Annotated in this window: 9 protein-coding genes; 4 read left to right on the top strand and 5 right to left on the bottom strand. The window is 62.0% G+C overall.

Translation table 11 applies throughout. From position 1 onward, the window contains the following. Positions 1-113: 113 nt before the first annotated feature. On the top strand, positions 114-1,316 hold the full coding sequence (locus ACV4UY_RS11400) for an HD-GYP domain-containing protein (RefSeq protein ID WP_491607711.1): 1,203 nt from the start codon (positions 114-116) through the stop codon (positions 1,314-1,316). Positions 1,317-1,393: 77 nt separating this feature from the next. On the opposite strand, the gene rlmM is transcribed toward ACV4UY_RS11400, so the two are convergent. From rlmM to ACV4UY_RS11375, 5 genes are all read right to left on the bottom strand, one after another. Further along, on the bottom strand, positions 1,394-2,485 hold the full coding sequence (rlmM, locus tag ACV4UY_RS11395) for a 23S rRNA (cytidine(2498)-2'-O)-methyltransferase RlmM (RefSeq protein WP_491607710.1): 1,092 nt from the start codon (positions 2,483-2,485) through the stop codon (positions 1,394-1,396). Positions 2,486-2,601: 116 nt separating this feature from the next. Continuing rightward, complete coding sequence (locus ACV4UY_RS11390; protein ID WP_491607709.1) at positions 2,602-4,335, bottom strand: 2-isopropylmalate synthase; 1,734 nt, start codon at positions 4,333-4,335, stop codon at positions 2,602-2,604. Between the two features lie 477 nt (positions 4,336-4,812). Next, complete coding sequence (locus ACV4UY_RS11385; protein ID WP_491607708.1) at positions 4,813-7,140, bottom strand: methyl-accepting chemotaxis protein; 2,328 nt, start codon at positions 7,138-7,140, stop codon at positions 4,813-4,815. Between the two features lie 199 nt (positions 7,141-7,339). Next, the gene (gene glnA, locus ACV4UY_RS11380; protein WP_491607707.1) at positions 7,340-8,761 is read right to left on the bottom strand and encodes a type I glutamate--ammonia ligase; all 1,422 of its coding nucleotides are present in this window, start codon (positions 8,759-8,761) and stop codon (positions 7,340-7,342) included. 108 nt (positions 8,762-8,869) lie between these two features. Continuing rightward, complete coding sequence (locus ACV4UY_RS11375; RefSeq protein WP_491607706.1) at positions 8,870-10,168, bottom strand: ammonium transporter; 1,299 nt, start codon at positions 10,166-10,168, stop codon at positions 8,870-8,872. 378 nt (positions 10,169-10,546) lie between these two features. Here ACV4UY_RS11375 and ACV4UY_RS11370 point away from each other — a divergent pair, with 378 nt between their 5' ends. The 3 genes from ACV4UY_RS11370 to ACV4UY_RS11360 are packed head-to-tail and all read left to right on the top strand — an operon-like array spanning position 10,547 to position 13,660. Beyond that, positions 10,547-11,503: an ABC transporter ATP-binding protein gene (locus ACV4UY_RS11370; RefSeq protein WP_491607705.1), complete on the top strand. Its 957-nt coding sequence runs from the start codon at positions 10,547-10,549 to the stop codon at positions 11,501-11,503. Further along, positions 11,500-12,267 (top strand): ABC transporter permease subunit, encoded by a 768-nt coding sequence (locus ACV4UY_RS11365; protein WP_491607704.1) that lies wholly within the window; start codon positions 11,500-11,502, stop codon positions 12,265-12,267. The genes ACV4UY_RS11370 and ACV4UY_RS11365 overlap by 4 nt, the downstream gene beginning before the upstream one ends. 28 nt (positions 12,268-12,295) lie before the next feature. Next, positions 12,296-13,660: a GldG family protein gene (locus ACV4UY_RS11360; protein WP_491607703.1), complete on the top strand. Its 1,365-nt coding sequence runs from the start codon at positions 12,296-12,298 to the stop codon at positions 13,658-13,660. Positions 13,661-13,846 lie beyond the last annotated feature (186 nt).

Genomic DNA, 13,846 nt, shown 5'->3' with positions numbered 1-13,846 from the left:
GAGGGGGTGCTCCCCCCAGCAGGCCAGTTTGGAAACGAAGCTCGTATTTGGCACTGTGGCCTTGCGGGAAACGACGCATCTCAAAACAGACGCGGTTTGGTGGAGGAAGATCGATGCCATTCAACCTCAATCGTTATCTCCTGGGGCTCTCCATGGCCATCGACTGCGTGGAGAACGAACTGCTCGGCGCCACCAGCAACCATGGACGCCGGGTGGCTCTGGTCTCCATGCGTCTGGCACGGGCCATGGGGATGAACGACGCCCAGGTGTTCGATTGCGCGGCCCTGGCGATTCTGCACGACAACGGCCTGGCGCAAGAAAACCTCACCCGTCCGGACCAGCGGCGCGACCGGCTGTTGCAGGTCGAAGATATGCCGGCTCACTGTGAAATCGGCGAGAAAAACGTAAGCCGGTTTCCGTTTCAGGGTGACCCCTCCGAAGCGATTCTTCTGCATCACGAGAACTGGGATGGTTCCGGCTTCTTTGGTATCGAAGGGGAGGCGATTCCCTGGATGGCCCAGGTGATCGCCCTGGCCGATTACACCGATCTCAAGCTCAATCTTGGCGAGGCCCAACCGGGAAAGCGTGAACAGGCTCTTAAATTCCTTCAGGCCAGACGTGGCGTTCACTTCTCACCCGCACTGGTGGAACTGTTCACCGAGATCAGCGCCCCGACCTCTTTTTGGCTGGATCTGCGCGATCCGTTCCTGGGCTTCGCCCTGAACCGGACCATGCCCGAGCTTGCCATCGAGGCGGACTGGCAGGAGATTCTGGAGATCTCGCGGGTTTTCAGCCGCATCATCGATTCGAAATCCCGGTTCACGCATAGTCACTCCAGTGGTCTGGAGGAGAAGACCGCGCGCATGGCCGGGTATCTGGGCGCCGATCCAACCACCATTCTCCAGTTGCGCATCGCGGCGGCGTTGCATGACGTGGGCAAGCTGGCCATGCCAAACGCCATTCTCGACAAGCCCGGCAAGCTGGATGACGCGGAGCGGGCCCGGATGATGGAGCACACCTATTTCACCCGCAAGTGTCTGGAGGGGATTCCCGGACTCGAACAGATCACCGAGTGGGCATCCAACCATCATGAAAAGTTGAATGGCGCGGGCTATCCCCAGCGGTTGCCGGGTGAGGAACTGGACATCTGGTCGCGGTTGCTGACGGTGCTCGACATTTACCAGGCCCTCACCGAGGAGCGACCCTACCGGAAATCTCTCACCCACCGGCAGACCATGGAGATCCTTTATCGGCTGGTCGCGGAGGGGGAGGTCGATCCGGGGTTGGTCAAGGCGGTGGATCGGGCGTTCGCGTGAGCGGGACTCAAGACCTCCCCCCGTTCGCGTGAGCGTGAGGTAGGGACTCTACTTTCCAACCCTCGCTTCTTGACCACTCAACGCCCTCTCCCGCCACCCGTCATCCGCAACAGCCCGGTCACCTCCTCGCGATCGTGATAAAGGTGGCGAAAATCCAATCGATGCGCGATCCCCGCCGCCCGCAATGCCCCGGTCAACCGCCCGCGACACAACTCCAACTCCTCGAAGCGCTTTTTCATCGGCAACTTGAGATTGAACAACGCCATCCGACACCAACCCGAAACCGCCCAGTTGGCCACCAGCTCGACGATGCGCCGCGGCTGCTCCACCATGTCGCACAACAACCAATCCACCGTCTGGTCGGGCCGAAACCGGAAACCATCCTCGCGCACATGACGCAAACGCGGCTCCCTTTTCAACTCCGGAGCCATCTCGGCCCGATCCACCGCAATCACCCGCAACCCGTCGGCCAACAGCATCCGACTCCAACCGCCAGGGGCCGCGCCCAGATCGACCGCCGATCGTCCCGACGCCAGCCAGTTCGACCGCTCCCTGGCACTCAACAACACCACCAGCGCCTCTTCCAGCTTTAAGGATGCACGACTCGGGGCCGCCACCGGTCGCCGCAACCGGGGGATCCCCATCGGCCAGGACGACGCCTCCCCAATCCACGAAATCCCGGTCAACGCCTCGGTTCCAGAGAGCAGGACCACCTCGGCACGGGTCACGCCCGTCGAATCCAGCGCCCCGAGATCACGCAGACCAGACTCCAACCGCGCTTGCAACGCTCGACAAAGCGGGGTCAGGGCGCGCCCATCCTCGGAGTCCGGCGCGCCCATCCAAAGGGTGGCAAACGGTCCATGCCGCTCGGCGAGCCGCTCCAGACGGGTCAAAAGCGGCGCGATCCGGTCTCCCGGAGGCAACGGCTCCCCACCCGCATCACAGGCCAACAGATGGCGGGCGAACACCGGCTGGGGATCCCCCAAGTTCTTGAACAACGATACCGCCTGACGCGGATTGTCCAACCCGATCAGCACCCCACCGGAACGGTCCCGAGCCTCCCCCGCGCAGGTCATGCCCAGACGATCGCCGCGCGCCCGGATCTCCGCCAGGGTCTCCCGCTCGAAACCCGGTCGGCAATAAGCGAACAACCGCGTGCAAGGGTCCATCCGCATCCTCCCATCCAAAGCCAAACCTCGACGCCCGGGATCCCGGACCCATCCAAAAAAAATCGATCCCCATTCAGAACCCCCACGCTTGCAGGGGTCCTGAATGGGGACCAAACTCAACCGGTCATCACCCGATTCATCGCCGCCAGCACCGCCTTGATGGCCGCAGTGACGATATCCCAATCCCGACCCACGCCAAAAGCACGCCGCCCCAACCCATCCTCCAGCTCGACCAGGGCCACGGCCCGCGCCGCGCTGCCCGAATCCAAGGCGTGCTCCTCATAATGCCACATCCGCCACCCGGAAGGGAAAGCCCGCAGACAGGCATCGATCGGACCGTTGCCGATTCCGCTCAAATGGCGCTCCTCGCCCCGCTCGCGCACCACCAGCCGCATGCTCACCAACCGCTCGGTCTCCTCCCCGACCCGCCCACAGGCATGGGAGAGATAGGCGAGCGGCCCCTCGGGGGTGACATAACGGGCCTCGAAGAGTGCGCCGATCTCCCCGGCCAACAGCTCGTCCTGCCGGCTGTCGGCCCGATCCTGCACCACGCGCGCGAACTCGGCGCGCAACCGCGGCGGCAAGGGGAATCCCATCGCCCGTTCCGCCAACTCCGCCACCCCGGCCTTGCCCGACTGCCCGTTGACGCGAATCACCCCCTCGTAACCCCGCCCGATATCCTCAGGATCGATGGGCAGATACGGCACCTCCCAGGATCCACCCGTAACCCGCCATTCAGCCATCCCCTTGCGGATGGCATCCTGATGCGATCCGGAAAAGGCGGTGAAAACCCGCTCTCCGGCATAGGGGTGACGAATCGGCACGGACTGCCGGGTCATCTCCTCGTAAACGGCCACGATCCCGTCCAGATCCGAGAAGTCCAATCCGCAGGCAATCCCCTGGGTGTGGAGATTCAAGGCCAGCGTGATCAAATCCACATTGCCGGTGCGCTCGCCATTGCCGAACAGGGTCCCCTCCACCCGCTCCGCGCCGGCCAGCATGGCCAGTTCTGCCGCCGCGACCGCACAGCCCCGATCGTTGTGGGGATGCACGGAGAGGATCACCGCCTCGCGCCAGGCAAAGTGACGGTGGAAATGCTCGATCTGATCCGCGTAGTGGTTCGGAGATGCCACCTCCACCGACGCGGGGAGATTGATGATCACCTTGCGCGCCACAGTCGGACGCCATACCTGGCACACCGCATCGCACACCTCGAGCACGAACTCCGGCTCGGTGGAAGAGAAGCTCTCCGGGGAGTATTCGAAGATCCATTCGGTCTCCGGCATCCGTTCGGCATGCTCGCGTACCCACGCGGCACCCTGGCGGGCCAGCTCGACGATCCCGGCGCGATCCATGTTGAAGACCACCCGTCGCTGCACCGGGGAGATGGAGTTGTACAGATGCAGGATCGCCCGCCGCGCGCCGCGCAACGACTCGAAGGTCCTGGCGATGATCGCCTGGCGGGCCTGAGTCAACACCTGGGGCACAAGCGCCGGATCCCCGGCCTGACGGGCCACCACCTGACGTACGAATTCATGATCGTCGCGGGAAGCGGCGGGAAACCCGACCTCGATCTCACGAAAACCGATGCGTCGCAACATGTCGAGAAAACGCCCCTTCCGCTCCGGAGACATAGGGGCGGCCAGAGCCTGATTGCCATCGCGCAGATCGACCGCGCACCAGATGGGCGGGGCGGTGATCACACGCGCCGGCCAGTGACGATCGGTGGTCAAGGGAACGGGCGGGACGGAACGGTATTTGCCGGCGAGACGCGCAAAGGGCGTGGCAGGGGTGAACGGAACGGTGGGACGCTCCCCATCCCGGGCTTGAACGGCGGGATCGATCAACATCGGACAGGTCTCCTTCGAAAGGGCGGCTGGACGCAAACGTTCAAGGAAAAACTCCGGTCGCCGCCGCCCGCTCGGGCCATGCTCCGGCGACCGCCACTCAGTCGAAAAAGTCGGGAAATGTTCATGTCGTACTCTCCTTGTCGGGTGAAAAACGCCATAAAAAAAACCCCGGATCGTGTGAGCCGGGGCTTTGGGGAATCTGGATCGTCCATTCGGATTTCAGACCAGGTTCAACTCCGCATGCCGCGCGCCCACGGGTGGCCTTGGCCACCAGACAGAATGGCACACAGTCGCAGGGCGGAGATGAAGAGAGTCTGGTTCATGGGAAGGATGGTGGCATGGAACGGAGGCGCGCGTCAACAAAAAACGATCGGGTCGCCAGCAGGCGATTTCCAGCGACGCTTCGTGCGAACGGAAACCGCTGCAACGCCTCTTCGGGTCGGGTGGAGATCGCCTCCGGACGATTCCCGGCGCCGGTCAATTCAGACGGAAGCGCTTCAACTCCTCCTCGAGGCGCGCGACGATCTCCTCGGCGGTGCGCGCACGGGCGGTCACGGTGGCACTGATGCCGCGCATCTGTTCAGCCGCGACCAACACCTCCTGCATGTGTCCACCCAGCTCTTCGGAGTGGTGAATCGTTCCCTCCACCGACGTACCGATCACATCCCCGTGTGCCGAGGTGGTTTCCACGGACCGGGTCATGCCGTCCACGCCGCGCGAGGCCGAAGAGACGTTTCGCGTCACCTCGTTGATGCCGAGCGCGATCTCCTGGACGCTGCGACTCACCTCCTCGACCTCTCGGGTGATCTCGCCGACCAGTCGTGTCGCCTCCTCGGTCTCGCCAGCGGTCGCGTCCATGGAACCGGAAATGCCATGCACGGTACGGGATTGATCCACCATGGCATCCAGAATCTCGCCGTTGACCTCGCGAATGCGGTAGACGCGCCGATCCACCCCCTCCATGGCGCGACTGACATGCTCCATGTAATCCTGGATCTGTTCGATGCGACCATGGATCTCTCCGGTGGCATGACCGGTCTGACGGGCCAACTCCTTGACCTCGTTGGCCACCACCGCGAACCCCTTGCCCGACTCCCCGGCCCCGGCAGCCTCGATCGAAGCGTTCAGGGCCAGCATGTTGGTCTGTTCGGCGATGCTCTGGATCAATCCCACCACATTGCCAACCTCGCGCACCGAATCCACCAGACGTGCCATCACCTCGGCATTGGCCTCCACGGCGCGACGGGCCTCCTCGGAAGCCTCGGCAGCCTCGGAGCACCGCTCCCGGACCCCTGCCAGCGAGGTATTCATCACCTCCACGGATTGCGCCACGCCGGACATGTTGGCGCTGGAACGCTCGGACGCCCCAAGCACGCCGCTCATGCCATTCGACAAAGTTCCCGCGGAGTTCGCCACGGTGCTCAGACTGGCGCTCGCCTCTTCCGCCGCCGCGGAGATGGTTCCCATGTTGTTGTTGATCTCCTGGGCGGAACGCAACACCTCCTCCATGGAGTGGGTCATGGCACGCACCGCCTGATCGACGCCGCTCATATCGCCGCGCAGTTCGATGGAGAACTCCAATCCCCTTTTGCCCTTGTCGTGCAGGCCTGTCGCGCCCTGATCCAGATCCCCGGCGACGCGATTCAGATCTTCCGCGCTGTCCGACAACCGACCGGCGTGATCGACGATGCCGGTGATCAACGCGCGCAGGTGTTGAACCATCTCCTCCATGGAGCGAAACAGCACGCCGAACTCGTCCTTGCGATCATGCCGGATGGTGACGGTCAGGTCTCCCTGGGCCAAACGTCCGGAAAAGGCCACCAGTCTCTTCACCGGCACCAGCACCAGCAGGCGGATCATGGCGAACAGAGCCAGGCTGGAGAACAGCGCAAGCACCACGATCACCATGATCTTGTTCCATGCGGAGCCGCGGGCCTCGGCAAGCAGTTCGGTGACATCGTTGAAAACGCGAACCTGTCCGATGATCGTGCCGCCAAAATCCCGCAACGGGAATCCCGAGGCGATCCAGCCGCGTCCCCGGTCCAGGATCACCGTGCCCGAATCCGAACCCGCGCCCGCCAGCGGCAACAGGGTTCGCACCAAAGGATCGGAAAACTCGTAGTAGATCAGATCCGACACCACCACGTCGTTCTTCTCGTCCACGCTCCGCTTGACCGCCTTGAAAACGGGATCATGGATGCCTATGGCGAACGCCATCCCGGTTGTCTTGCGCGCCGCGTCGAAGATATCGCCCAGGCTGCCTCCCAACTCCACGGAACCGACATGTTCCTTGTTGTGGAAAACCGGATAGACCACCCGCAATCCCGGTCCGGCGCGCCCCACCTCCAGACCGACCACGGGTTGACGTCGTTCGTTGGCCACGACCACCGTCTTGCGGAAGGCCGACAGGTCATCTCCGAACTGGGATGGCTTGTGGGCACGCAGAAAACTGATCGCCGGCGGCAGGTGGAACTGAAACTGATCGATCTTGTAGTGGGGATCCAGGCGCTCCTTGAAAAAGGGCGCGGTCATTCTGGAGAGCGTATCCCGATCCCGTTGCGCAAACGCCCTGACCAACTCCTGACCATTCAGCAAGGCTTCCACGGCCAGGGAGAGATCCACCCCGCGCGACTGGATCTGTTGTTCGACGATCCCCCCGAAGACCTGAGCCTTCTCCTCGGATTTACGAATCACCGCGATACGCGCATCCTGATAGCCCAAATAACTCAGAACGCCCCCCATGATCGCCATGGAAAGCAGAATCACCGACAAGATTTTGAAGCGCAAACCATGACGCCATTGCATGTGGGACACCTTGACGACAGAAAGAATGATACATATTATTTAAATAATAAATACATTCCCGTTGTAAACAATGAATCAAGATACCTTAATCCATCACCCCATCCATTTCAACCCTTTTATTTGAATGGAATGGCCATTTCAAAAACAAAGCCGCCCCCTTGGGGACGGCTTTGTTTGAATCAACACAGCGGGAATACGCTTACACGCTGTAGTACATCGAGAACTCGACCGGATGCGGGGTGTGCTCGACTTTGTAGACCTCCTGCATCTTCAGATCGATCCAGGCATCGATCAGATCGTCGCTGAAGACATCGCCCTTTTTCAGGAACTCGCGATCCTTGTCCAGAGCGTCCAGGGCCTCGCGCAGCGAACCGCAGACGGTCGGAATGCCCTTGAGTTCTTCCGGGGGCAGGTCGTAGAGGTTCTTGTCCATCGGCGCGCCCGGATCGATCTTGTTTTCGATGCCGTCCAGACCGGCCATCAGCAGAGCCGAGAAGGCCAGGTACGGATTGGCCGAGGGATCCGGGAAGCGGATCTCGCAACGCTTGGCCTTGGGATTGGTGGCCGCCGGGATACGGATGCTGGCGGAACGGTTGCGCGCAGAGTGGGCCAACAGCACCGGGGCCTCGAAGCCGGGGATCAGGCGCTTGTAGGAGTTGGTCGAGGAGTTGGTGAAGGCGTTCAGGGCGCGAGCGTGTTTCTTGATGCCGCCGATGAAGTGCAGGGCCATCTCGGAGAGATCGGCATACTGGTTGCCGGCGAACAGCGGCTTGCCATCCTTCCAGATCGACATGTGGACATGCATGCCGGAGCCGTTGTCACCGCTCATGGGCTTGGGCATGAAGGTCACGGTCTTGCCCTGCTGATGGGCGACGTTGTGGACCACGAACTTGTACTTCTGGATGTTGTCACCCATGGAGACCAGATCCGAGAAGCGCATGTCGATTTCGCACTGACCGGCGGTGGCCACCTCGTGGTGGTGGAACTCGATGTTCAGGCCCATTTCTTCCATGAGCATGCACATCTCGGAGCGGATGTCCTGATAGGCATCCACCGGCGGAACAGGGAAGTAGCCGCCCTTGATGCCGGGACGGTGACCGGTGTTGCCTTCCTCGTAGTCGGTGTCGGTGTTCCATGCGCCTTCGATGGAGTCGATCTCGACATACACCTTGTTGATGCGCGAGGCATAGCGCACGGAGTCGAAGATGAAGAACTCGGCTTCTGGCCCGAGATAGGCGGTGTCGCCGATGCCGGTATACTTGAGGAAGGCTGCGGCGCGCTTGGCCACGGCGCGCGGGTCGCGGCTGTAGCCCTCACCGGTGAAGGGATCCACGATGTCGCAGATGAGGATCAGGGTGGGGACATCGGTGAAGGGATCCATGACGGCGGTGGCCGCATCCGGCTTGTAAACCATGTCCGACTGGTTGATCTCGCACCAACCGGCGATGGAGGAGCCATCGAAACCGAAGCCGGTCTCGAAGACCTCCTCGGTGAGCATCTTGGCCGGGGTGGAGATGTGCTGCCACTTGCCGTGGAAATCGGTGAAACGGTAGTCCACGAAGCGGACGTCGTGGGTCTCCATCATGGCCATCACATTGCGAATCGCGTCTTGATCTGACATGGGGTCTTAACCTCTCGTTACTTGGGGGTGGATGTCGAACAATGAAAACCGTTCGTAAAAAAAAAATCGTGACGTCGCGCCGCGCGGGTACAACGTCACGGGCAGGCATTACTCCAGATTGTAGCCTCTTTCGTCGTGGAGCACCAAGTCCAGACCTTCGGTCTCCTCGTCCCTGGAGACGCGCAGTCCCACGAAGGCATCGATCCCCTTGAGGATGGCGACGGTCAACACGCCGCTCCAAAGCAGGGTGGCGACCACGCCCACCAGCTGGACACCGAGCTGGGAGGCCATGTCCATCCCTTCCGCGTACCCCACGCCGCCGAAATCCGGCGAGGCGAAGATGGCGGTCAGCAGGGTCCCGATCACGCCCCCCACCCCATGGACCGGGGAGACGTCCAGGGAGTCGTCGATCTGGAATTTCCGCTTCACCGCCAGGGTGGCGAAATAGCAGACCACGCCGGCGATGGCGCCGATCAGGAGTCCGCCCATGGGGCCGATGTAGCCCGAGGCCGGGGTGACGGTGCCGAGCCCGGCCACCATGCCGGTGACGATGCCCAGCACGCTGGGTTTGCCGTGGCGGAGCCACTCGACGGTCATCCAGGCAATGGATCCCGCGGCGGCGCCCATGTGGGTGGCCATCATGGTCATGCCCGCCGAGCCGTTGGCCGACAGGGCGCTGCCGGCGTTGAAGCCGAACCAGCCCACCCAGAGCATGGCGGCGCCGGTGAAGACCATGGTCATGTTGTGCGGAGGCATCATCGTGGTGGGAAAACCACGCCGTTTGCCGATGATCAGGGCCGCGACCAGGGCGGCGATGCCCGCGTTGATATGTACCACCGATCCACCGGCAAAGTCCATGAATCCCATCGTGGCCAGCCACCCGCCACCCCACACCCAGTGGCAGAGGGGCAGATAGACCAGGGTCAGCCAGAGACCGGTGAACCACAGCACCGCCGAGAATCGCATCCGCTCCGCGAAACCACCGACCACCAGGGCCGGGGTGATGATCGCGAAGGTGAGCTGAAACATGGAGAAGACCGTTTCCGGCACATCCCCTTTCAGGGTATCCGGGGTGATCCCCATCATGAACCCCTTGTCCAGCCCGCCGATCATGGCCTGCACCGCCCCACCCTCGCCAAAGGCGATGGCATAGCCGTAGGCCAGCCACAAAAGCGACACCAGACAGGTGATGGCAAAGCACTGCATGAACAGGGACAACACGTTTCTGGTGCGCACCAGCCCACCATAAAAAAGGGCCAGGCCCGGCAGGGTCATGAAGAGCACCAGGGCGGTGGCGGTGAGCAACCAGGCGGTGTTGGCCAGATTCAACGTGACCGGTGCGGCCTCCGCGGTCCAACCCACGGTGGGCAGGAGCAGCGACACCGCGAAAACGATTCTCGAAAGCATGGGCTTACCCTCTCCATTCCCACTCAGATAGGCAACCAATCCAAAAAGCGTACCATGCCCAAAAGGGCGTTGCGGCTGACTTTCGCAAGCTTTGTTCCATTTCGGACAATTGATTCAACCTGTTGTTTATTATTGTTTATTGAAAAATTTTGTCCGTATGCGGACAAAACCAATGCTTAATTCTTAATCATGCGCCTGTCTAATAATCCACCACAGCCCGATTAATCGTCAGGCACTGCCCAACACAAATTCTTCGCACCCTCCCCTTGCATCCAATCCGGCGATGCCTATATGCACATTTGGATGTATTGACGTGCCTGCCGGCGCGCAACCCGATCTTCAAACCGATCCAAAATACCCTTGAAGGAAACAGCAGGCATGACGGAAACCATGATCCGGATGTCCGGGGTCAGCAAACGCTTCGGCCCCATCGCGGCGGTCGATGGCATCGACCTCGAAGTGCGACGCGGCGAGGTGGTCGGCTTCCTGGGCCCGAACGGCGCGGGCAAAACCACCACCATGCGCATGTTGAGCGGTCTGCTCGCCCCCAGCGAAGGGAGCATCGCCGTGGCCGGGGTGGACGTGTTGGAAAATCCGGTCGAGGCGCGCGCCAAAATCGGCTTTCTGCCCGAAAATCCACCCATTTACGGCGAGATGACCGTGCGGGAGTACCTGGATTATCTGGCCACCCTGCGCCGGGTTCCTGGAAACCGGCTCACAGAATCCGTGAACCGGGCCATGGAACGATGCGGATTGACCGGGGTCGCCAACCGACTGCTGCGCAACCTCTCCAAAGGGTTCAAACAACGCGCCGGCATCGCCCAGGCGATCGTCCACGCCCCGGACGTGGTGGTGCTCGACGAGCCTACCGTGGGACTCGATCCCATCCAGATCCGCGAAATCCGCGCCTTGATCCGGGAGTTGGGTGGCGAACATTCGGTGCTGCTCTCCAGCCACATCCTCCCCGAGGTGCGCATGACCTGTCAGCGGGTGGCCGTGATCCATCAGGGGCGCATCGTCGCGGATGACACCCTGGAGTCCCTGGAAAAACGGGGCCATGGTCGAAGCATCCACTTCGCGCGCTGGCGCGGTCTCCCCTCTCCCGAGGTGCTGCGGGCCATCGCCGGGGTGGCCGACATCCATCCGCGCGACGATGGCTGGCTGATCGGGGCGCTTCCCGAGTCCGATCCGGTGCCGGAGCTGCTGCGTCTTTCCGTGAGCGAGGGGTGGGATTTGCGCGAGCTGACCCCGGCGGGAGGCTCCCTGGAGGAGATCTTCCTGCAACTGACCACCCGTGAGGAGCGCCCGGAAGAGGGCGAGGAGTCCGCCGCATGAGAGCCATCGTCACCATCGCCGTCCGCGAAGTGCGCGGCATGTTCCATTCGCCCCTGGCCTGGACCCTGCTCGCGGTGTTGTTCGCCATTTGCGCCTACATGTTCAATGCCGGCGTGTTGAGCTATCAGATCCAGATGGTCGAGTATCAGGCCTACGGCATGCGCGGCGGTCTGCCATTGACCGAGCGAACCATCGCGCCGATGCTCGGCAATGCCGCGATCCTGATGTTGTTGCTGATCCCTTTGATCTCGATGCGGCTGATCGCCGAGGAGAAGCGCCAAGGAACCTGGCCGGCATTGGCCTCGTCGCCGCTGTCCCCGATGACGATCGTGCTGGGCAAATATCTGGGTTTGCTGCTGTTTCTCGCCATTGCCATCGGATTGCTGGCGATTCCGCCCCTCACCCTTTATCCCTTTGGCGATCCGGATACCGGTCAGTTCCTGGCCGGGCTGCTCGGACTGTTCCTGACCGCCGCCGCCTTCGGGGCCGTGGGTCTGGCCGCCTCGAGTGCCACGGAGAATCCCAATGTCGCGGCGGTGATCTCCTTCGGCGTGCTGCTCATGCTGTGGATCCTCTCCTGGATGGGCAACGCCAGTGGCGGTCAGGTGGACAAGATGCTCGCCTACTTCTCGCTCATGAACCACTACCAGAATTTCCTCATGGGGGTGGTGAGCAGCGCGGATCTGATCTACTTCGTGCTGTTGTCCGCCGCCGGCCTGTTGTTCGCCCGGCAGAGGCTGATGGCCGAGCGGATCCAGGGTTGATCGAGAAGATTCAAGGAGACCGATGACCATGAAGATGGACCGTTCCACCCGTTTCAATCTCCGTTCCCAGAACTTCGTCATGGGGCTGATCCTGGCGCTTCTGCTGGGTCTGGCCGCCTACGCCAGTCACCGCCATCAGGTCCGCTGGGACTGGACCAAGGGGGGGCGTCACACCCTGGCCGAGCAGTCGCTCAAGGCCATCAAAGCCTTCCCCGAGGGCTTGACCATGACCGTGTTCGTGCAGGAACGGGGCGATCGCAAGCAGCAGATTCAGGATCTGATGGACAAATACCAGGTTGCCAACGGCTCCGTGACCGTGCGCTACGTGGATCCCGATCTGGATCCGGCGGCGGCGCGTCAGGCCGAGGTGGCGGTTTATGGCACGGTGATTCTACGGACTGGCGAAAAAAGTGAAAAAGTCACCGAATCGACCGAAGAGGCGATCACCAACGGCCTGATCCGACTCGCAAAAGGGAGCGCCAAGACGATCCGTTTCGTCACCGGTCACGGCGAGCACCCCTTGCACGAAGGTCGCGAGAGCGGCAACGGTCAGGATCGTTTCGCCTACACCCAGGCCAAGGCCCTGCTCAAGGGTGAGGGGTATCAGATCGAAGAGATCAATCTGGCCGAGACGGAAAAGATCCCGGATGACACTGCGGTAGTGATCGTCGGCGGGCCGCGCAAGGTCTTCCTGCCGGTCGAAACGTTGCGTCTGAAGAACTGGTACGATGCCGGGGGGCGGTTGTTGTTGCTGCTCGGCCCCGAGGGGGATGCGGGTCTGGAGTCGATCGTGAAGCCGCACGGCATCACGATGCTCAAGGGGGTGACCGTCGATCCGGCGGCGCAGATGTTGGGGGGGTCGGCGGCCACGCCGTTGGTGAGTCGCTATCCGGCAGAGCATGCGATCACCAAAGGAATGAGCGCGGCCACCATCTTTCCGGACACGGGAGGCATGGAGTTGGAGCCGGCTTCGAGCGATGGCAAGGAGCAGCGTACCCGTTTGTTGGAGGGTGCGGCGCGTGGTTGGTTGGAGACGGGCGATCTGACCAGCGGCAAGGTGGAGTTCACCCCAGGGGAGGATCGCAAGGGACCGGTTCTGTTCGGTGCGGCGATTCAGGCCGACAAGCGGCGTTTGGTGGTGACCGCGAATTCGAATTTCCTGGCTGATGCGTATGTCACCGCGTTGGGCAATGCGGATCTGTTTTTGAACATTGCCCGGTGGTTGGCCGAGGATGAGAATTTCATCGCCATCAAGCCCAAGGAGGTGCAGGATGCCGGGTTGACCATGACCGGCGAGCAGGCGTTGTTGCTTTTCTGGGGGTTGGTGGTGCTGGTGCCGGTGGGGTTGTTGACGATTGGCGCGAGGATTTGGTTCAAGCGGCGGCGGCGGTGAGCAGAAAACGGTGGCGGTGGCGGTGGCGGTGAGTTCCAACGTTCGCCGGGGTCCGGGGGCCGGCTCGGCCCCCGGCGGAGGTTCGGAGGCAGAGCCTCCGAGGTTTTTGCTTTGATTTGATTTCATTCCTTTGACTTTGGCGCGCTCTTCAAAAAAGCGATTTTCACGTCTTCTGTGAAAATCGCC

It is taken from the genome of Candidatus Magnetaquiglobus sp. (assembly GCF_058402785.1).
Note: the sequence above shows the minus strand (reverse complement) of the source record. Positions and strands in the feature narration are given on the sequence as shown.

Excerpts from the sequence above, each read along its gene's own strand:
- ACV4UY_RS11400 (WP_491607711.1), top strand. The coding sequence starts at position 114 with ATGCCATTCAACCTCAATCGTTATCTCCTGGGGCTCTCCATGGCCATC.
- rlmM (WP_491607710.1), bottom strand. The coding sequence starts at position 2,485 with ATGGACCCTTGCACGCGGTTGTTCGCTTATTGCCGACCGGGTTTCGAG.
- ACV4UY_RS11390 (WP_491607709.1), bottom strand. The coding sequence starts at position 4,335 with ATGTTGATCGATCCCGCCGTTCAAGCCCGGGATGGGGAGCGTCCCACC.
- ACV4UY_RS11385 (WP_491607708.1), bottom strand. The coding sequence starts at position 7,140 with ATGCAATGGCGTCATGGTTTGCGCTTCAAAATCTTGTCGGTGATTCTG.
- glnA (WP_491607707.1), bottom strand. The coding sequence starts at position 8,761 with ATGTCAGATCAAGACGCGATTCGCAATGTGATGGCCATGATGGAGACC.
- ACV4UY_RS11375 (WP_491607706.1), bottom strand. The coding sequence starts at position 10,168 with ATGCTTTCGAGAATCGTTTTCGCGGTGTCGCTGCTCCTGCCCACCGTG.
- ACV4UY_RS11370 (WP_491607705.1), top strand. The coding sequence starts at position 10,547 with ATGACGGAAACCATGATCCGGATGTCCGGGGTCAGCAAACGCTTCGGC.
- ACV4UY_RS11365 (WP_491607704.1), top strand. The coding sequence starts at position 11,500 with ATGAGAGCCATCGTCACCATCGCCGTCCGCGAAGTGCGCGGCATGTTC.
- ACV4UY_RS11360 (WP_491607703.1), top strand. The coding sequence starts at position 12,296 with ATGAAGATGGACCGTTCCACCCGTTTCAATCTCCGTTCCCAGAACTTC.